The organism is Microcoleus sp. FACHB-831 (assembly GCF_014695585.1).
Taxonomy (GTDB): Bacteria; Cyanobacteriota; Cyanobacteriia; order Cyanobacteriales; family FACHB-T130; genus FACHB-831.
In genome coordinates, this window is sequence record NZ_JACJON010000036.1 from 17,268 (window position 1) to 36,517 (window position 19,250).

Here is a 19,250-nt window from a genome sequence, read left to right on the forward strand (position 1 = left end):
AAGGAGAAAAAAGATGGATTTGATGATCGAAGACATTCTAGAGTCTCTTGTAGAGCAGGGTGGCTCTGACGTACACATTCAGGCGGGAGCGCCGCTATTCTTCCGCGTCAGCGGTAAACTGACTCCTCAGCCCCAATTCGGGGAACTCCTGCCCCCCCAAGAGTGTCAGAAACTCATCTTCAGTATGCTGAACAACAACCAGCGTAAAGACTTGGAGATGAACTGGGAACTCGATTCCTCTTATGCCGTAAAAGGATTGGCTCGCTTCCGCCTTAATGTCTACAAAGAGCGCGGTTGCTATGCCGCTTGTATGAGGGCGTTGTCTTCAAAAATTCCTAACGCCGATCTCTTGGGGCTGCCCAACATTGTGCGGGAAATGACTGAAAGACCAAGAGGGCTGGTGTTAGTTACAGGACAGACAGGTTCTGGCAAAACTACCACGATGGCGGCCATGATGGACTTGATCAACCGGACGCGGGCAGAGCATATTCTAACCGTAGAAGACCCGATTGAATATGTGTTCCCCAACATCAAGAGCTTGTTTCACCAACGTCAAAAAGGTGAGGACACCAAGAGCTTTGCCAATGCGCTAAAAGGGGCGCTCCGCCAAGACCCTGACATTATCCTGGTGGGTGAAATGCGGGACTTGGAGACGATTGCCCTAGCGATATCAGCGGCAGAAACTGGTCACTTGGTGTTCGGCACGTTGCACACTAACTCAGCGGCAGCGACAATAGACCGAGTACTTGATGTGTTCCCCCCGATTCAACAACCACAAATCCGGGCGCAGTTGTCTGGTTCTTTATTGGCTGTTTTCAGCCAGTGCCTGGTGCAAAAGAAAAATGTAAAACCGGGTGAATACGGTCGGGTTATGGCCCAGGAAATCATGGTGGTAACGCCTGCTATTGCTAACTTGATTCGAGAAGGCAAAACCGCGATGATCTACTCTGCTATCCAAACTGGGGTTAAATTGGGTATGCAGACTATGGAGCAGGTGTTAGCAGCCTTTGTCAAAAATGGCAGTATTAGCTTTGAGGCGGCAATAGCCAAGACTGCTAGGCCCGATGAGCTACAGCGTCTCCTTGGTGGCGTTGCCATGCCTGCAAAAGCAGGTGGGGGCCATTAGGCGAGATCAGGTTCAAGCAAAACGCCAGCCTTCACAGGCAGTTTTGGGGATATAACGCTAGCAAAATTTATAGTCGGTGGGAGTAGCCGCCCACTGACTTGGCCTGTATAGCCGATGGCTGCGAAAGTTTGGCTAGTGCTGTGTTTTCTCACAGTGCAATGCCCCTAATAAATAAGAGCCGACTTTCCGTACTCGTTTCCCTTTTATAAATATAGATGTGAGCCATGCCTACCTTCATTGCCCAGGTTAAGGATTCTAGAGGAAAAGCTAAAAAAGAAAAAATTGTTGCGGACAATGTCGGTGCCGCCAGTAGAGCTTTGCGCGAAAAGGGTCTTGATGTTAAAAACATTTCTCTAGCTCCGGGTTTTGATATTACTAAATTCTTTGATCCAGCAAGTATGGCAAAGGTGACGGTCAAAGATAAGGCCGTATTTTCTCGCCAATTTGCAGCTATGGTCAACGCTGGTGTGGCTATAGTTAGGTGCCTCGGCGTGTTATCTGAGCAGTGCCCCAATCCCAAACTAAAAAAGGCACTCCTGGCAATTAGTGCCGAGGTGCAAGAGGGAACGAACATTTCTGAAGCAATGCGGAAGCATCCAGAGTGCTTTGATAATCTATATGTCAGCATGGTGCAGGCCGGAGAGGTCGGTGGTGTTCTCGATGAGGTGCTGAACCGATTAGCCAAGGTTCTAGAGGATATGGCGCGGCTGCAAAACCAAGTTAAAGGAGCTATGGCCTACCCTACAGCGGTTGGGATACTGGCCATCATAGTCTTTATCGCTATGACGGTGTTTCTGATACCGATTTTTGCTGGCATTTTCAAAGATCTAGGGGGAGAATTGCCAGCTCTGACCCAGTTCATGCTTTTTTGTAGCGAAGTACTTAGAAGTTGGAGAATTATTATTCCCATTGCGTTTGTATTAATAGCCAATTTTACCTTCAAGCAGTATTACAAAACACCAGCAGGTCGCCTTCAAATAGATGGCCTTGCTTTGAAAATGCCCGTGCTTGGCGACTTGAATGAAAAATCAGCAGTAGCTCGCTTTTCCCGAACTTTTGGAACGTTGACTCGTTCTGGCGTACCGATACTCACGTCGTTGGAAATTGTTGCGGATACAGCAGGCAACCAAGTGATTAAAAATGCGGTGATATCAGCGCAGAAAGAAATTCAAAATGGTGGAATGATGAGTTTAGCCATTCAAAAAGAGAATGTTTTCCCCCCGCTAGCGATTCAGATGATTGCTATTGGGGAAGAGACAGGCCAGATAGATTCGATGCTTATGAAAGTTGCTGACTTCTATGAAGATGAAGTGGAACAGGCTGTAAAAGCGCTCACAAGTGTTCTCGAACCGATCATGATGGTCATATTAGCAGGTATGGTGGCCGTTATTTTGCTGTCGATGTATCTGCCGATGTTCGCAGTTTTTGACAAGCTAGGTTAAGTTTTGGACTTTGCGGAGGCCGGAATTTATCCGCCTCCGATAATTTTCGATAAAATCTAAAATCTAACTAAAATAAAAATAAAAATATGCCTGTTAAAAAATCTGATTACGAAGTGTTGCTGGCAGAGTATAGCAACCACCAGGCCGCGATCGCTCTCCTAAAGCAACACCGACCCTACATGGAGATGATTCCCAGTATGCGTCGGCCTGAAGAAAGCGTGATCGCCATCCCCTTACCCGTCGTGCGCCTTCGCAATGGCGAGACTAAAGCCACCAGCAGCGCCAGCGGTTCCGTATACCCTAACGCGATCGCTCAGGGGTCAGAAGCTAATTGTCTACCCTGCGATATCGCTATTTTGATGTGCGATCCCGAATGGAAAATTAAAATGGGAGTGGAAATTTTGGTCTTTATCCATCGTCCCCAAGAAGACTTTTCTGACCTGCTCATGCGTTGGCGGCATACGCAGGTATTACTGGAAAAAGACTACGAATGGCTGATGCCTCACCGCTATCAACACATTCTCAGTGAAGGTTCTGAGAAAATCTATCCCTTGTTCGTTGTGTTTGACGAAACGCCGGATCGCATTAAGCGCGGCTTGCTCGGAGCATGTCTTCCATTGGTCATCCAAACCCCAGTGGAAATAGTTGAAGAAGAGGAGCAAGAGAGTTTATCGATGCCTGAAGGATGAAGGGTAAACTCTCTTACCTCTCGCACCAATTTAAGATAACCGGGGTGCTGCTGTAAATTTATCGTGCTGATAAATTTATGCCATAAAACCGATAGTAGATTTTAAAAATTTTACATAGCCTCAGTGCCCAAATTTTCCTAGTGAGAAAATTGGTTCCTTCAGTCAAATTTACCTCGTAACACCAATACATCAGCTTAACTTTTGAAGGTGGGCAGCACCCACCTTCAAACTACTTTTTACTTAACAAACTGGGGCATAACTTCTGCTGCGGTAAATAAACCGTAGATGCCACGTCGGTGCAAGGCTAAGCCAGCTTTGAGGTAGCCGAAAGCAGGGCCGCAGACATTTGCTGCCATGCTGGTTTCATCACCGAGAGTAAAAGTATGAGTGGATATCTTACCCTCAAAAGTGCGGCCTGTTACCTGAACGTTTGTACTGAGTGGTTTTTTAGGATTGCGCGTATCTACCACGCCGCCGACACTCACCCTAGAGCGATCGCATATACCCGCAAGCTCTAGCATTACATCATCAGCATGTTCCATATTCTCCAGCGTCAGAATACCATTAGTCTCATCCAGCAAAGCTTCTATCTCAGCATCACTCATAGCACTGGCTTGTTCTACGCTATATCCCGGAAGATGGGCAATATCCTCCCGGATAGTAGCCCTGTAAGCTTCCCAATTTGCAATTCCAACCCCAAAAGTAATCTTGACACTGTGAATTTCTGCGTAGCTCTGGGCAGCTAAAGCCGCAGCCGCCGTCAGTAATCCAGGCGTAGCACCGCAGCCCGTCATATAAGTAATTCCTGCGGCTTGCAACTCCGGCAGCAACCCGAGCAATTGCTCAACCGCACTGGTACGCTTCATGGCATCCACCAACACCCCCCGCCAACCAGCTGCAATAAACTGCCGCGCTACGGAAGCCATAAACGTATTAGGCAAATTTGGTAGCGCTAGGAAATATCCATCAACTGCATCGGCTCGTTCAATTAAATCCTGGATACTCTGGTTGCTAAGAGTGCCGCATGGCTCTAAATAACCTACTGAACCATGAGATTGGTAAGTAGCACTACAGGCGGAGTGATTTAATCCTTCCGAGTTGTACGCATATCCCTTTTGGTCAGCGATCGCCACCAAAACCATCTCGTGCTTGGGAGCGAGTACTCTAGCCGCAGCTTGCCCTAGCCCACCAAAACCAAGGACACCCACTCTAGAGGGAACTTTGATTGAACCTGAACCCTGCTCAGTCATAAGGTATTACTCAAATTAAACAAAATTTAATTATCCCCGGTAGATGACCCAGCCCGGTCATTCAAAATATAAGTAACAGCGGGGATCAATACCCCGATAGGTCTAAAGGCGCCAGACTATAAATAAATCCTCTACCTTGACGCAGATGTAAAGTTAAGCGACACTGACAAATAATCAATGTTAACACTTGCCCGATTACTAAGTTTTGTTACGTTTTGACTCGATGTGATGCAATAGATAAAAATTGATATTTATTGAAACACGAGCCAGTAACTCCTTAGAGAGAGGTTTTATATAACGGCAGCATCAGCAGCGTGCGTGTTGCTGAGCCAAACTTGAGGAATCCCTAACTCATGAGCATGGAAACATTAGAGTTTGTCATTTATCCAGATGGTCGGGTGCAGGAGAAAGTGACTGGCATAGTCGGTACATCCTGCGCTGAAGTAACTGCTGCCATTGAAGCCCAGCTTGGTGTGGTTCTCACTACCGAGCAAACTTCTGAATTTTTTGCTCAACCAGTTCAGCAAACGGCGGCGGCGACAGCCCAAGCAACGTTTAGCGAGTGGTAATTTTTTTTAGTTCAACCATATTTATTTGAGAAAATCCCCATGTCACACTTTAGCCACATTAAAACTCAAATCCGTAACCTTAATTCCTTGCAAGCTGCTTTAACAGATTTAGGTATTGATTGGAAATCTGGTGCCAAAACCGTGCGGGGCTATCGCGGTCAGACCCGCACTGCCGAACTTACCATTGAGCAAGATAATGGTTATGACATCGGCTTTAGTTGGAATGGCGAGGAATACGAACTGGTTAGCGATATGCAGTTTTGGCAGCAAGCTTGGTCTGTGGATCGTTTCCTTAACAAGGTGACGCAGCGCTATGCTTACCACACAGTATTAAACGAAACTTCCCGTCAGGGTTTTCAAGTTGCCGAACAGCAAAAGAATGAGGATGGTTCAATTCGCCTAGTGCTGCAACGCTGGAGTGCCTAATGTCTGAATTTTCGCCAACACCGGATCGTTCCGGTCTAGAACCAGAGTTAGGTGGTATTTGGCGAGATGCTCCAGAACGTTCGGGCTTTGAACCGGAGTTGGGTGGTGCGCTAAGGCAGAAAGGTGTCTATGTTGATGAAGTCACCTGTATTGGCTGCAAGCACTGCGCCCATGTTGCCCGCAACACGTTCTATATTGAACCGGATTACGGGCGATCGCGTGTAGTTCGGCAAGATGGTGACTCGGAAGATATCATTCAAGAAGCGATTGATACCTGTCCGGTCGATTGCATCCACTGGGTCGATTACACAGAAGTGAAAAAGCTCGAAGAAGAACGGCAATATCAAGTAATTCCCGTTCCTGGGTATCCAATTGATTATGCAGTTGTTGCTACTCAACGGCGACGCTTAAAGCAGAAAAAACGGGGCAAGCAGATTTGATAATCAACGGTAAATTACCCGCAACCTTCCATGCTGCGGCTAGACAAACAAACCCTCCATTAGCTTTATGCTGTTGGAGGGTTTTATTTTAAGGGATGGTGCTGTGAGAGGATTTGCTCGACTTTAGCCTCATCGATCCTGGCAGTGATTCTTCTCGATTCATGCAGATCCCTTGTGGTTTTTGCCAGAGTAAAAGTAGAGCCAACAGAGAAAGCCAAACCCATGCCCATGAAGCCTTTTATCCAAACATCCGCAGGCAGGTTTAAAATACCAACGGTAGTCATAGAAATAGATAGAATAAAAGCCGCCCAAGTTTGAGCAACCCAAGCGTTGCTGTCTTTTTGATTACCAATTTGATGCATAGTAGCCTCCGGTTCAGCTGTTTTTCTTGATAGTAGGTTGTACACCCACCTAGAAATTGAGCTGGGGAGACAGTTGGGCAAATGGATGGTGCAAGTACTGTGGAGGGAACGAGAAATAGGGGCTTTTAAGAGCGATCGCCCCTCCTTTTTCAGGGTAATTTTACAAATGGCACACTCAGGCTGCTAGTCCTCAAGCCATGCATTACTTTTACTAGCCTGTTTAGGGCGACGCTGGAGTATGCGAGTAAACCACCAAGTACCCCAGCCTACGCAGCAGCCAAACAGCAGGCTGAAGATGATGGATAACAGGAACGGATGAGGAGCGTAGGAACTAGCAGAAGGCGGTTTGATGGAAGGTTTTGCTTGAATGAGGGCATAGCTGCTGGCGAAAATTGCTCCACCACCTACCCCAGCACCTATACTAACGCCTGCGGCCTGGATGGTATTTCTTAGTTGGCGATCGCTTTGTTCTTTAAGCTCCCTTTCTTGTTCTAGCTTTTCTTGCAAATTGAAATTTCCCTGGTGCAATATCTCTTGGATAGTGCCGTTTTGCTTGTCTAAAGTCTGTTGTAATATCTGCTGATAATCTCCTTTGTCTGCACGCAAACATTGCTGAAATATATCTTGTAATTTTGATGTTTGTTCGCGCAAACTATCCTGTAATTGAACTGGAGAACAATCGGGTTTCTCGCTAAGAATTTCTTGAAACTTACGCTCCTGCTCCTCTAAGGTTTCTTGCCACTGACGGTCTGTTGTAGTTTGCTCTATTGCTACTAAATCTCGTATAGAAGCGATCGCTTTATCTAGCAAGGCATTGCCTGCGATAAAATATTCAATCTCGCCTTTAATTTGTTCTTGAAATTGGTAGCAGCTTTTTTGGCTAAAATCTGAAAAAATACTGAGGTTTTCTTCTGGCAAAAGGCTGCTAAGTTGCTCTAATTTTTCGTTATATTTTTGAGCATTACTAGCAATTGTATTGCGCCAGTTGTACAACAAACGCATTAGCGTAGCATAATAGAAGCCCAATTGATTCAGCCGCTTCAATATGATATTGAAATGGGTAAAATCTTCGATTGAACTACTATCCCCAACCAATGGTTGAGAATTATCTATCTCCTGTTCAATCTTTTCATAGGTTTCATTTAATTGCTTATAAACCGCTCTGCTATTCTGAAAAGCTTTGATAACTTTATGGCGGTAGAAGAACAGTTCTAATAATTGTGGGTAGCATTGGCGCAACTTCTTATCTGTTTCTGAATTACGGAAGAACCAGATGAGAATATGAGGCGGATTCGGCAATTGGCTGGTGGAACCGTATTCAAATATGGGGCTGCCAAACAGCAGACTATCGCCATTGAAGTGCGGGCGGTTTGATTCGTTTGGGAGGAAAGTTTTGAGGCAGTTATCAGCAAGATTTTTTAGATATTTTTGGTCTTGCTGCTTGTGTTCTTCTGGTAGCCAAGCGGTAATTAATAATGTTTGACCGAGATAGCGATCGCCACCCTCGATAATTAACCGATTTTCGCGATTAAATTCTCCCAGTAATTCAATGCCTACATTCTCAGTTTTTTTGCCATTTTCATCTTTTCTGGAAAGACGAATATTCAGCCAAAGGCCATAGCTATCATAAAGCCGCAGCGGATAGGCAAAACCCTTAACTTTTAGCGCCGGATTCTCATCTAGACAAACCTTGCTCTCGAAGGGTAGAAAAACCTTATTGTTCTCATCCTTAAGCAATGCTACGCGGTGGTTGGATGATGGCTTGTGTAAATCTAGACGTGGAGTCAGTTGAAGTTTCTCGCGCTCCGCATCGGGTTCCTGTCCAGTATCTACTTTGTCCAAGATTTCATCGCACTTTTGCCAAAGCAGGTTGTCATCATCGCTGTGAGAGCCATTGCGAAGTTGGAAGGCAAATAGGTGAACGTTAGGCGCGTAAAGTTTGGGATTCATGGGGCTGAGGTTCTAGTTGCGAGATGCTAATCCGGTTTCTAGAATCCTCTGTGCTTCAACTAGCCGATCCGGAAGGAAGTGATGAAATTACTTTTTTATGTAGTGTCACCGTCTGGCAAGCATCTACACGCGAGATGAATTGAGCGGCGATCGCTCTTCTGAGTCTTTCAGAAGCTGGCGATCGCTCCCAATTGTGTTGTTAGGCGTTAAGCTTATCTTTTACTGCTTCTTGAAGTTCTACGAAACTCTTTTTTAAAAGCATTTCGTCGCTTCCAGTTTCGCCACCACGCCCGCCTTTTATTTCTCTAAAAGATTGAGCAAAAAGGCTAACGGTATCTTTTAGCTGGCGATTTTGTTTGCCGAGCCAGTCTTTAATTTCTTTGCTTACGATATAGATGTGTTGACCTTCCAAGTTATCTAGAGTTCCATCTAACTTTTCTAAAGTTTCCGCAGGAAATAGGGCAGGTTTGGTCTTGAATACTTGCAGTAAAGCTGGGATGGTTTGGTCAGGTTTCATCGGTAAACTTTGGTAGTGTAGGTAAATAGGATAATTACAAGAATAAACCTATAATTACCGTTACACCAGAATAAATCACTGCCGTATCGAGCTGAATATGGCAGTTATCCATAGAAACTGCAAGACCACAAGAGAATTAAGCAGCGTAATAGAGATTTGGCGAATGCAACTCAGATGTTAGCTATTCATCATAAAAAAGCTAGACAAATTTAGCCTTAATTTGTTAAATAAAATTAGGCTAGATTTGAGATGCGATCGCTCCCTGCTTGCACGGCACTTACTATCCTAATGCCTCGTTTACAGTTAGCTGAACATCAGGAAAAAAGTGCATAAAAAGACTTTGCTCCTGCGGAAAGTTCTGCAATAGCTGTAGTAGGGCTAAGTTATAAAATCCAAAAACTGCTCTGGAACCAGCAGCAACTCTCCCGATTTGAAGCGCTCGATATTTACCCACAAGGCTGTCTTTTTTCGCTCGCCTTCAGCAAAAGTCAAGCTTTCTAGCTGATAAAACTTTTGGTCAACAAAATCGCATTTAAAAATTTGCAGTATTTCGTGACCCTGTTTGCCGTTGAAAACAAAGAGATTTTCCTGACAGCCCAAGTATTTAATGTTGGTTAATTCGGCTTGTATCTCTTCTTGAAATTCGCGTTTCAGAGCTTGTAGACTTGTTTCTCCAAAATCAACGCCGCCGCCCATAGCGCGATAGAATGTTTTTTGTTTTACTGGATCGTAGCCTTGGGAAATGAAGATGCGATCGCCATCTTGAATTATCCCCAATGCCAGCACCCTAATTTCGCCTTGTTTATGCATAATTACAGCTAATTGTCGTAAACAAATTTAGAGCGATTGTTGCTATCTTCAACTGGCCAATCTTCATTTTGGCCGCCAATAATTAAGCGCTCAATGCCGATATATTCTTTTGTGAGTTGTGTCAAAGAGTTTATCAGAATGTCGAGAGCGATCGCATCACTTGTTCCTAAGTCAAACCAGCAACGCCCCCAGGATCCCTCATACTCAAATTCTCCCATATTGTGCATAAGGGAAATCAGGCTTTCAGAAGCTAAATCTTGATCGTATTCCATATAGCTGAGTTCCAGACCTTCTTCCTGAACCTGGAGATTTTCAGCATTAAATCCTCCTAGTTTTCCCAAGAAAAACCAGGAGTTAAAAACTTCTTCAACATACTGCTGTTCCCTCTGGGAAGGAACATTGCCGAACTCCAGCCAAATCCACAAATCAAAAGGATCGAACTCGCGAAACTGTACTTGCATTTTCCTGAATATGGTGTGAACTATAAGCTGGTAGTTCTAAACAAGTAATCCAGGTAAGAGAGAACAGCTTTTTTAAAGTGGAGAGATGGGCAAATCTTCCGGCGATCGCCTGCTTACCCATAACTCCTTCCCGCTTACCTTTATCTAATCTAGCGGTGGCAATTTTGTTGGCCCCCAGCTACCAGCCTCTTGTCTAATTTTATCGCGCAACCCACGACAATCTCTGTTTTTATTATCAATCCGCCTTTGATTCCTGCATCGCTCATAAAAAATTTGTGCGACCATGCTCTTAGGTAGTTGCTCTGGCTTTGCCAAAGCAGCATCGAAATCAGTGTTAGCGTTATTGTAAAGCGATGGATTTTTTTCCTTTTCCCCCTGTGCAACTAGGATTTGTGCTTTTAAGTAGCGTACTTCTGGATTAGTGGGTGTTTCTGCAAGGGTACGATTGACATAATCCATTGCCTTATCGAACTTTTTCAAATCCCGGTAGCCGATAGCCATACCGCGATTAGCCAAATACTTTGGTGCTGCACTTTTTTCTAATTGTTCAATCGCTTGAGATGGGTCGGAAAAGGGCAGATTGACCGCTAACATTAAATCCATGTATCCTTTTAGCAAGTTTAACTCTGGATCGTCGGGGGCGAGCTTTTTGGCTTCATCCAAATACTGGAAAACTTGCTGTAATTTATTCATAGCTCCCAACGCACCGTCTTTTTGAAAGCTATAGCTGCCCTGCAAAAAATGACCAACCGCTGTGTAAATATTACCGCGTAAGGGGTCAGTTCCACTAAGCTGTTGGGCGCTAGATAGCGTCTTGTCGGCATATGTTTTCAGGGAACTCATATCATTTTCTGTGAATGCTAAAGATGCCCGCATGGCATGAGCTAGGGGGTCATTAGCTTGAGCGGATTCGCCTTGTTGGAGGTAACGCTTGGCCTCTGGATAATTTCCCTGTTCAAAGATAGCCTTGAAAGCAGCTTCTGTGTTGTTGTCAATGTTCCGGGGGCTGCTGGCTCGAAAGGGGTCTTTTGCTAGAATTAGGTTAGGCCAAAGGCTGATTGTGACAGTAATAGCACTGGCTATAACAGCAGATATTCGCGCACGACTCATCATTTCGATCCTCAACAAAGCAGTAGGTTTGATTAAAGTTTGACGTAACTGCTGATTTCCAAGTTCCGGAATTATTTTCTGGCGAACAATGCTAAATTTAGCAAAATTGATGCACAATAATTATTTTTACCTGTTGCACCATCAAAGTTGCAGACTTAATTTAGCGATCGCTAAAATTTAGTGTATGTCAATAATCTATTTTCGGGCGAGGCGGCGTATAGCTTTATGATATTATTCATAGAGGCTTTAGGTGATTGATACAATAAATATCTATTAGAAATTGAAAAATTAATGCTCTATCTCAAAAACCTGACCTACCATCCCCCTGCAACCCCAACCGCTATCTTAAAATCGATTAACTTGGAACTAGCACCCCAGCAGTTAGGGTTGGTGATTGGGCCAAGTGGTTCAGGCAAAAGTACCTTATTGGAAATTTTGGCAGGTCTTGCTGAAAAAACTGCCGGAAACCTTCTCTGGCGAGACCAGGAACTCACGCCGGAACACCTGCAACAGCTAGCAGGATTAGTCTTTCAGTTTCCAGAGCGGCATTTCTGTGGTGGTACGATTTTGGAAGAACTGCGATTGGGGCATCCAGAGTTAGGCTCCGGGCGCGTCAAAGAAGCCCTCACAGAAGTCGCACTAGACCATATACCCCTGCAAACCTCGCCCCAATCGATGAGTGGAGGTCAGCAACGCCGTCTAGCTTTGGCAGTACAATTGATTCGTCAACCGCATTTGCTGTTGTTGGATGAACCGACAGCTGGGCTGGATTGGTCGATGCGGCGCCAACTGGTAAATTTATTGGCGAAACTGAAAAATCATTGGACGCTGTTGATTGTAACGCACGATGCTGGGGAGTTATTGAGCATTGCGGATAGATGTTGGACTCTCGATCGCGGTGAACTACAATCGGTTGAGCCAGCAACACTAAAAGCAAAAGCAGAACAGCCGCAATCTGTCGCTTAAAGCTGTTAGTTGATTAAGGTGGGCACAGCCAAGCTACCAGGAAAAATGTAGGTTAGGGATAGGAATGGGTGATATCGAGACGCCGATGCTGCCCCTCATGGAGGAGATATGGCAGCAAACAGTAGGCTGGCAACCAAATGCTGAACAGCAACGCCAATTTCAGCAGCTGTATGAATTAATTTTGCAAGGCAATCGCAGCCTGAATTTAACTCGCATTACGGAAGCAACGGAGTTTTGGGAAAAACACTTGTGGGATTCTCTGCGAGCGATCGCGCCAATATTACAAACGGCTGGCGAGGATAAGCAAGTTATTGATATTGGGACTGGTGCGGGATTTCCAGGAATTCCGTTTGCGATCGCTCTCCCCAACTATACTGTTACCTTACTCGACGCAACTCGCAAGAAAATCGCTTTTCTCGAAACTTTAATATCCCAGTTGGGTATACAAAACGCCACCACACTAATCGGCAGAGCCGAAGAAATTGGGCGACAATCCCACAAACGCGCAACCTACGATATCGCCTTAATCAGAGCAGTAGGCACAGCATCAGTTTGTGCAGAATATGCCCTCCCATTAGTCAAAGTTGGTGGATTAGCAATCCTCTATCGAGGTCAGTGGACAGATGAGGAAAATGCAGCCGTTCAACCAGCTCTTAAACAGCTAGGCTGCGCTATTGAATCAGTCCAAGCTTTCAGTACACCTTTGAGTCAAAGCGTGCGTCACTGCCTTTACTTGCGGAAAATCGCACCCACACCAGCTCAATTCCCCCGTACTGTTGGCGTGCCTGCCCAAAAGCCACTTTAGCAACTAATTACTTCTAAAAAAGTAGGCATAGTAATCGGTATTGCCTATTTTTTTCCAATCATTGCTAGGTGTAAACTTCTCAATATTTCTTCCGATCTTGTTTACAATAACCCTTGCTCCTGTCCCCTCTACAGCTTTGAGGACATCAGACTTAACAGCATCATCGGCTGCCCAGAAGTTTATTGCATTAGGTATTTCAGCGACTACCTTCACTCGTGCTAATCTAGCCCAAAAATACTGTTTCTGTCCCAGGATGGCAACCTTATCTTCAGGCTGAATTCCCGACTGATTTATATATTGAGCAACTTGCCAATTTATATGTTCGGGACGGCTCACTATCTTTCCCACATCTTGTGCGCCATAGAAAGCAAGTTGACCGCCAATCAGTATCAAAGTAGCAATAGTCAGGCTTGCTATCAATTTTTTTGACTTTTGTGAATCAGGGAAATGCACGCTGGAAAATACTCCTACAAACAGAAGTACCGCAAAGGGAGCAATGTACCTTGTACTTGGCTGCAACTCAAAACCCATACTTGGTATGTGGGTGACTAGCATGACCATTACTAATCCTGCTAAAGCTGGAATTAGCAGTCGCCAACCTGTTATTAAATCCTTGATTGAAGGTGAAACTGTTCCACCCAGACAAATAACTATTAGGTATCCAAAAAGTAAGCAGCCCAAAAACTTTTCTGTATAAAAAATCAAGTTTTTTGCTACTAGCCTTATCAGCCTTATTAAACTAAATTTACTTTTAAGCCCTTCATTCCAGTAGGTTGGATCGTACCAAACAGGGTATGTGCCGCCTATAGGAGTAGCAAATTCAAAAGCTCTAATTGGAAGACTATCAAAAAGTTGCCTGCTGGGATCGTAACCAAAAGAATTGGTACTGCTTCCAGTAGTTTTAACATCCTTGATCGAGACGTTATCAAAAATTTTCCTGGTAGGATGTTTGGGCGTACCGCTATTAGGTTCTTCACCTTGCCAGTGATGATCGCGTGCTATCGGATTGACATACCAGGCATAACTCAACCTTCCCGAATCACCAATTGTTAGGCGACCTTTAGCTGTCGAAATGGCTGTAATAAAAGGAGCTACTATAACTGTAAAAATTGCCAGTGCAACTAATACTTTCGGTAAGGTGCGGCGGATATTACCGACTGAGAACAGCGCCACTACTAAAAAGACCAAAGCTAGCGGGAACATCACTGACTTGGAAAGATAACCAAATCCTAGAACTATTCCCAAAATTATGAAGTTCAACCAACTGGCTTGCTGGGTGAATACCCGCAATACTATCCCAGCAGCTAAGTAAAAAAATCCAGAAGTAGACATATCTGGAGTGTCGCAAGCGATACCCAGCCATTTCAGAGACGACCAAAGAAATAAGGTGTAACCCAAACATAACCATGCCCATCTGGGTACGATCAAATACTTACTGGAATTATCGTTTTTTAGTTTTTGTTCGTAATAATATATAAATTCACGCAGGAAAAACTCGAAGCATAATAAACTGAATAAATACATTAAAAAGTTAACAAATTTCATTGCGGCAAACTCCCAATAAGGAGAAGGTTTGAAAACCGCAAACACCGCAGCCAGCAGCCAGGAATATACAGGACTCCAATTTGCATTAATAGCTGCGTTCCAGTCACCGCGCAAGTAGGCGGTGCTTATATCTAAGTAAGAAAGAGCGTCTTCGGTTGATAGGCTGTAAGGATTAGCCAAACCTTGAAGTAAACCTAGCAGTATAGCTACGACCCAAAATATAGCCCTGATTGAATATTTTCTTCCCTGAAGTTGAAGTAGAGTAGCTTGCTGCACCATATTAATTTAGGGAGTGGTAGGACTTTGTATTAATCCTTGAGTTCATTAGGTTTGAGCTTATTTTCTCAAATTAATCTTCAATTAAGAAGCGTTTTTGTAAAATATTAACCTTGGGCGCATCCCTCCCAAGGTATAACACATAAGGTTAAGGCTAAGGAAGAGAGTTGACAACTTTTTGGGCAATAGGTGATGGGCTTGCGGCTTTTAAGGATGGAATTTCGTTGACGCAAGGGTGGGGATGAGGCATTAGGCCAAGTGTAGCCCAGATGGGCAAGTGACCGTCCAGTATAAACAGGTAATATAGCATTTTGGCTAAGCGGATGGTATCGTGCAATGCGATCGCTACATTTTCCAGCGATGAATAATCCCCATATTCCATAAATGCTTCGCTTGACACAATTTACCTGTAAGCCTAACCAGGGAATTTCTACAGGAGGTTATTTCTGAAAAAAATAAGCATAGTAATTCGTATTGCCTATTTTTTTCCAATCATTACTAGGTACTACAAAATTAGCTGCATCTTTCCTAAGCTGATGTAAAATAGCCTTTGCTCCTGTCCTGTCTATAGCTTTGAGAACATCAGACTTAACAACATCATCTGCTCTCCAGAAATTTGTGGAATTGGGAATTTCAGAAACTACCTTTACTCGTGCTAATCTAGCCCACAAATAGTCTTTGTCTCCAAGCAGCGCAACCTTATCTCCAGGTTGAATCCCCCATTTGTTAATATATTCAGCAACCTGCCAACTTATATGGTCGGGACGGCTCAATATTTTGCCCATGTCTTTTGCACCATAGTAAGCAAGCTGGCTGACAATTATTAGCCAAGTTGCGAGGGTAAAACCTATTATTAATCTTTTCGACTCTTGGCTATTAGGAAGACGCACGCTTGTAAACACCCCCACGAACAAAGCTACAGCAAATGAAGCAATGTACCTTGTACTTGGCTGCAACTCAGAAGATATAATTGACATATTAGTTACAGCCATTAAGATACCTAACCCTGCTAAAGCTGGAATTAATATTATCCAATTTTGCATTAAATCTTTAATCGACAGCCAAAACCTACCGCCGACGCAAATAAGTATTAGATAACCAAAAATCAATCCTTCTAAAAATTCATTTTTGTAAAAAATAGCATTAGCAACTATTACTTTTATCTGCTTTATAAAATTAAATTTAGGTTTAAGTCCTTCATTCCAGTAGGTTGGATCGTACCAAACAGGATATGTACCGCCTATAGGGGTTGCAAATTCAAAAGCCGTAACTGAGAGATTATCAAAAATTTTCCTAGTAGGGTGTTTGGGCGTACCGCTATTAGGTTCCTCACCTTGCCAGTGATGATCGTGTACTACCGGATTGATATACCAGGCATAACTTAGCCTTCCTGAATCGCCAATTGTTAGGCGACCTTTAGCCGTCGAAATTGCTGTAATGAAAGGAGCTACTATAACTGTAAAAATTGCCATTCCAACTAATACTTTCGGTAAGGCGCGGCGGATATTACCGGCTGAGAACAGCGCTACTGCTAAGAATACAAAAGCTAATAGGAACATTACTGACTTAGACAGATAACCAAGCCCTAGAACTATTCCCAACGTTATAAAGTTTAACCAACTTGGAGATTTTGTGTGTACGCGCAGCACTATTCCTAACGCTAAGTAAAAAAGTGCAGCAGTAAACATATCTGGAGTGTCACAAGAGATACCCAGCAATTTTAGAGAAGACCAAAGAAAAAGAGTGTAACCAGCTATTAAAAATGCCCAGTTGGGTATAGTTAAATAATTGCTATTGTTAGGGTTTAATAGCTTTTCTTGGTAATAATATCTAACTTCGCTTAGTAAAAAATCGAAACAACCAAAAGCGAATATATATATTAAAAAATTTACAATTTTGACAACTGAAAACTCCCAGTACGGAGAAGGTTTAAGGATAGATATAAATAGCGATAACAACCAGGGATAAAAAGGACTCCAATTTGCATTAACAGCCCCGCTCCAATCACCACGTAAGTAAGCATCGCTAATATCTAAGTAAGAAACACTGTCTTCTGTAGAAAGTGTGTAACGATTAGCCCAACCCTGAATAACGCCTAAGACTATTGCTATTATTAAAAATATAGCTTTTATTGAATATTTGTTTGTTTTAACGGACGAGGTTATTTCTTGAACTGGGTTAGCTAAGTTTACCATATTAGTTGATAATTTATATGAATTTATTGTTAAACTTTATTTTTGAATCATTTTTCTGGTTTAGCCTCTCTCTAAAGGTATAATTTGATAACTTTTAAGATAAAAATATAGCTGTCATAGCTCAGTAAATTTAGCGCCATTTATTTAAAGCTTGATTTGAGCTAGCTTTAGTGCTTATAATCTATAGCTTTACTTTAAAAGCATAAATATATAAGCAAGCAAAGCTCCTTGTTATGGAGAGACGAAACTATGAGCCAGTAATTCAAAATCTTATAAATTCCGCTTAAGTCCTAGTTAGCGATCGCTTCGCTAGTCATATCGATATAAAGATAAAGCCGCAAAATGTGATATCTTGCTGACAATGTAGTTATCCAAACTATGCCCAAAATCCACTTTAGCAACTTAAAATATATTATATTTACTCTTGTAGAAGATGGGCATAGTAGCCAGTATTGCTAATCTTTACCCAACCGTCTGTGGGTAGATAATCAGGATTTTTTGACTTAGGCAAATGTAAGATAATTTTTGCTCCCGTCTTACTTATAGTTTTTAAAACTTCCGAACGCACAAAGTCGGGTTTGTCCCAGAAGCTATTTCCATCAGGAATCTCAGCAACAATCTTCACTCTTGCTAGCCTAGCCCAAAAGACATGAGGATTTATGCCCTCGTACTCATCGGCAAAGACTGCTACTTTATCTCCTGGCTGAATTCCTAAACTCTGCACAACAGAGGCAATTTGCCAATGTACGTGTTCTACTGGCTGACTTAGAGTTACCAAGTCTTGTGAAGCTTGTACAGAAAGATTACAACCAACGATCGTAGCAACAACAATAGTTATACCTGCTATCAACTTTTTCCACTTTAGGAAATCGGGAAGACGCAAGCTGGAAAATACACCTGCAAACAATATGACGATGAATGGAGCAATGTATCTTGTACTGGGTTGCAACTTTAAATTTGCCCACTCTATGTCAGTTACTAACATATACATCCCTAATCCTGCTGCTGCTGAAAGGAGTAATATCCAGTTTTCTCTTAATGCTTTGACTGAAAGCAAAAACCGACCGCTAGTGCAAATAAGTACTAGATAAACAAAGAGTAACCAGCCAAGAAATAATTTGATGTAGTTAATAGCGTTTCTTTTTAAAAGTATTATCTGTTTTTTGAGGTTAAACTTTACTTTAAGTCCCTCATACCAGTAAGAGGGATCGTACCAAATGGGGTATGTACCGATTAGAGGAGTTGCAAATTCAAAAACTTGAGGGTCGTCAAAAATTTTCCTGGTTGGATGCTTCGGCGTACCGCTACCTGGTAGTTCGCCTTGCCAATGATGATCTGGTATGATGTATCCTCCGGGATTGACATAAAATACATAATTTAACTTGCCATTGTCGCCAAATGTGAAGCGACTTTTCGATATAGAAAGTGCGGCAATAAAAGGACTAACTATAATTGTGAATATTAGAAATGAAACTAATACTCGTGATAATGTTTGACGGCGATCGCTACCAGAAAAACTGGCAACTAATAAAAAAACTAAAGCTAGGGGAAACATAGCTGCCTTGGCTAGATAACCAAACCCAAGAACTACCCCCAAACTAATAAAATTAAACCAACTTGCCGCTCTTGTTTGTAAGCGCAACACTATCCAACAAGCTAAGTAAAATATTCCAGCAACACACATATCAGGAGCGTCGCTATAAATAGGTGTCCATTTAAGAGAAGACCAAAGAAATAGAGTGTACCCAGATATGAGCCACACCCATTCTGGTATCGTCAGATATTTATGGTTAGAGTCTTGAGATGTTTTTTGTGAGTAGTATAAGATTAATTCGCGAAGAAATAAGTCGAAGCAACCTATAGTAAACAGATATATCAGTATGTTTACAAGTTTAACGACGGGAAACTCCCAGTACGTTGAAGGTTTTAAAATAGATGTAGTTAAAGCCAGTAGCCAGGGATAGAGAGGACTCCAATATCCATTGATAGTATTGTTCCAGTCACCCCGTAAGTAGGCATCACCTATGTCTAAGTAAGAAATAACATCTTCCGAGGATAAAGTGTAACGATTTGCCCACCCCTGAATAGCAGCTAGCAGGAGAGCTACAATCCAAAATATAGCCCTGATTGAATATTTTCTTTTTTTAACTGGAAAAGTTAGTGTTTGAGCTGGATTAGCCTGATTCAGCATATTATAATTAAAGCTATGCCTTTAGTTAACTCATCTCGTAATTTTTTAAGGCTTTAGCATTATTAACCTCTCTCTAAAGACCTAAAACTACAGCTCTAGGGCAGATATTGTTGACCCAAG

General features: G+C 43.0%; 19 protein-coding genes. 8 read left to right on the forward strand and 11 right to left on the reverse strand.

Annotated features, from left to right (window positions below; translation table 11 throughout):
- Positions 1 to 13 precede the first annotated feature (13 nt).
- The 3 genes from H6F77_RS08090 (at position 14) to H6F77_RS08100 (ending at position 3,257) form a co-directional block, all read left to right on the forward strand.
- Positions 14 to 1,126, forward strand: a complete 1,113-nt coding sequence (locus tag H6F77_RS08090; protein ID WP_190487132.1) for a type IV pilus twitching motility protein PilT — start codon at positions 14 to 16, stop codon at positions 1,124 to 1,126.
- A 224-nt stretch (positions 1,127 to 1,350) separates the two neighbouring features.
- Entirely contained in the window at positions 1,351 to 2,568 is a 1,218-nt protein-coding gene (locus H6F77_RS08095) for a type II secretion system F family protein (RefSeq protein ID WP_190487135.1), read from the forward strand.
- An 86-nt stretch (positions 2,569 to 2,654) separates the two neighbouring features.
- Entirely contained in the window at positions 2,655 to 3,257 is a 603-nt protein-coding gene (locus tag H6F77_RS08100; RefSeq protein WP_190487138.1) for a hypothetical protein, read from the forward strand.
- 236 nt (positions 3,258 to 3,493) lie between these two features.
- Here the strand turns inward: H6F77_RS08100 and bioU are convergent, their stop codons facing one another.
- A complete protein-coding gene (gene bioU, locus H6F77_RS08105) occupies positions 3,494 to 4,507 on the reverse strand; it encodes a (S)-8-amino-7-oxononanoate synthase BioU (RefSeq protein WP_190487140.1) in 1,014 nt (337 codons plus the stop codon).
- Positions 4,508 to 4,866: 359 nt separating this feature from the next.
- On the opposite strand from bioU, the gene H6F77_RS08110 reads away from it, so the two are divergent.
- From H6F77_RS08110 to H6F77_RS08120, 3 genes are read left to right on the forward strand one after another with little or no spacing between them, the layout of a single operon-like run.
- On the forward strand, positions 4,867 to 5,076 hold the full coding sequence (locus H6F77_RS08110; protein ID WP_190487475.1) for a DUF2997 domain-containing protein: 210 nt from the start codon (positions 4,867 to 4,869) through the stop codon (positions 5,074 to 5,076).
- Positions 5,077 to 5,115: 39 nt separating this feature from the next.
- The gene (locus tag H6F77_RS08115; protein WP_190487141.1) at positions 5,116 to 5,502 is read left to right on the forward strand and encodes a DUF1257 domain-containing protein; all 387 of its coding nucleotides are present in this window, start codon (positions 5,116 to 5,118) and stop codon (positions 5,500 to 5,502) included.
- The gene (locus H6F77_RS08120) at positions 5,502 to 5,942 is read left to right on the forward strand and encodes a ferredoxin (RefSeq protein WP_190487143.1); all 441 of its coding nucleotides are present in this window, start codon (positions 5,502 to 5,504) and stop codon (positions 5,940 to 5,942) included. Before H6F77_RS08115 ends, H6F77_RS08120 begins: the two co-directional genes overlap by 1 nt.
- Positions 5,943 to 6,025: 83 nt before the next feature.
- Here the strand turns inward: H6F77_RS08120 and H6F77_RS08125 are convergent, their stop codons facing one another.
- From H6F77_RS08125 to H6F77_RS08150, 6 genes are all read right to left on the reverse strand, one after another.
- Positions 6,026 to 6,304: a YiaA/YiaB family inner membrane protein gene (locus H6F77_RS08125; RefSeq protein ID WP_190487145.1), complete on the reverse strand. Its 279-nt coding sequence runs from the start codon at positions 6,302 to 6,304 to the stop codon at positions 6,026 to 6,028.
- 183 nt (positions 6,305 to 6,487) lie between these two features.
- Positions 6,488 to 8,254: a hypothetical protein gene (locus H6F77_RS08130; RefSeq protein ID WP_190487147.1), complete on the reverse strand. Its 1,767-nt coding sequence runs from the start codon at positions 8,252 to 8,254 to the stop codon at positions 6,488 to 6,490.
- 199 nt (positions 8,255 to 8,453) lie between these two features.
- On the reverse strand, positions 8,454 to 8,771 hold the full coding sequence (locus H6F77_RS08135) for a hypothetical protein (protein WP_190487149.1): 318 nt from the start codon (positions 8,769 to 8,771) through the stop codon (positions 8,454 to 8,456).
- Positions 8,772 to 9,149: 378 nt separating this feature from the next.
- A complete protein-coding gene (locus H6F77_RS08140) occupies positions 9,150 to 9,581 on the reverse strand; it encodes an NUDIX hydrolase (RefSeq protein WP_190487151.1) in 432 nt (143 codons plus the stop codon).
- Between the two features lie 8 nt (positions 9,582 to 9,589).
- Positions 9,590 to 10,042: a DUF3531 family protein gene (locus tag H6F77_RS08145; RefSeq protein WP_190487153.1), complete on the reverse strand. Its 453-nt coding sequence runs from the start codon at positions 10,040 to 10,042 to the stop codon at positions 9,590 to 9,592.
- A 144-nt stretch (positions 10,043 to 10,186) separates the two neighbouring features.
- Positions 10,187 to 11,269 (reverse strand): Sll0314/Alr1548 family TPR repeat-containing protein, encoded by a 1,083-nt coding sequence (locus H6F77_RS08150; RefSeq protein WP_242022000.1) that lies wholly within the window; start codon positions 11,267 to 11,269, stop codon positions 10,187 to 10,189.
- Positions 11,270 to 11,443: 174 nt separating this feature from the next.
- On the opposite strand from H6F77_RS08150, the gene H6F77_RS08155 reads away from it, so the two are divergent.
- Both H6F77_RS08155 and rsmG read left to right on the forward strand, forming a co-directional pair.
- Positions 11,444 to 12,118 carry an ABC transporter ATP-binding protein gene (locus tag H6F77_RS08155; protein WP_190487155.1) on the forward strand — a complete coding sequence of 225 codons (675 nt, stop codon included), beginning with the start codon at positions 11,444 to 11,446 and terminating at the stop codon, positions 12,116 to 12,118.
- A 64-nt stretch (positions 12,119 to 12,182) separates the two neighbouring features.
- Positions 12,183 to 12,923, forward strand: coding sequence for a 16S rRNA (guanine(527)-N(7))-methyltransferase RsmG (rsmG, locus tag H6F77_RS08160; RefSeq protein ID WP_190487157.1), 741 nt, complete (start codon positions 12,183 to 12,185; stop codon positions 12,921 to 12,923).
- 3 nt (positions 12,924 to 12,926) lie between these two features.
- Here the strand turns inward: rsmG and H6F77_RS08165 are convergent, their stop codons facing one another.
- The 4 genes from H6F77_RS08165 to H6F77_RS08180 form a co-directional block, all read right to left on the reverse strand.
- Positions 12,927 to 14,747, reverse strand: a complete 1,821-nt coding sequence (locus H6F77_RS08165) for an ArnT family glycosyltransferase (RefSeq protein ID WP_190487159.1) — start codon at positions 14,745 to 14,747, stop codon at positions 12,927 to 12,929.
- Positions 14,748 to 14,898: 151 nt separating this feature from the next.
- On the reverse strand, positions 14,899 to 15,144 hold the full coding sequence (locus H6F77_RS08170; protein WP_190487161.1) for a hypothetical protein: 246 nt from the start codon (positions 15,142 to 15,144) through the stop codon (positions 14,899 to 14,901).
- Positions 15,145 to 15,184: 40 nt separating this feature from the next.
- Positions 15,185 to 16,939: a glycosyltransferase family 39 protein gene (locus H6F77_RS08175; RefSeq protein ID WP_190487163.1), complete on the reverse strand. Its 1,755-nt coding sequence runs from the start codon at positions 16,937 to 16,939 to the stop codon at positions 15,185 to 15,187.
- Positions 16,940 to 17,357: 418 nt separating this feature from the next.
- On the reverse strand, positions 17,358 to 19,130 hold the full coding sequence (locus H6F77_RS08180) for a glycosyltransferase family protein (RefSeq protein ID WP_190487165.1): 1,773 nt from the start codon (positions 19,128 to 19,130) through the stop codon (positions 17,358 to 17,360).
- Positions 19,131 to 19,250: the final 120 nt, after the last annotated feature.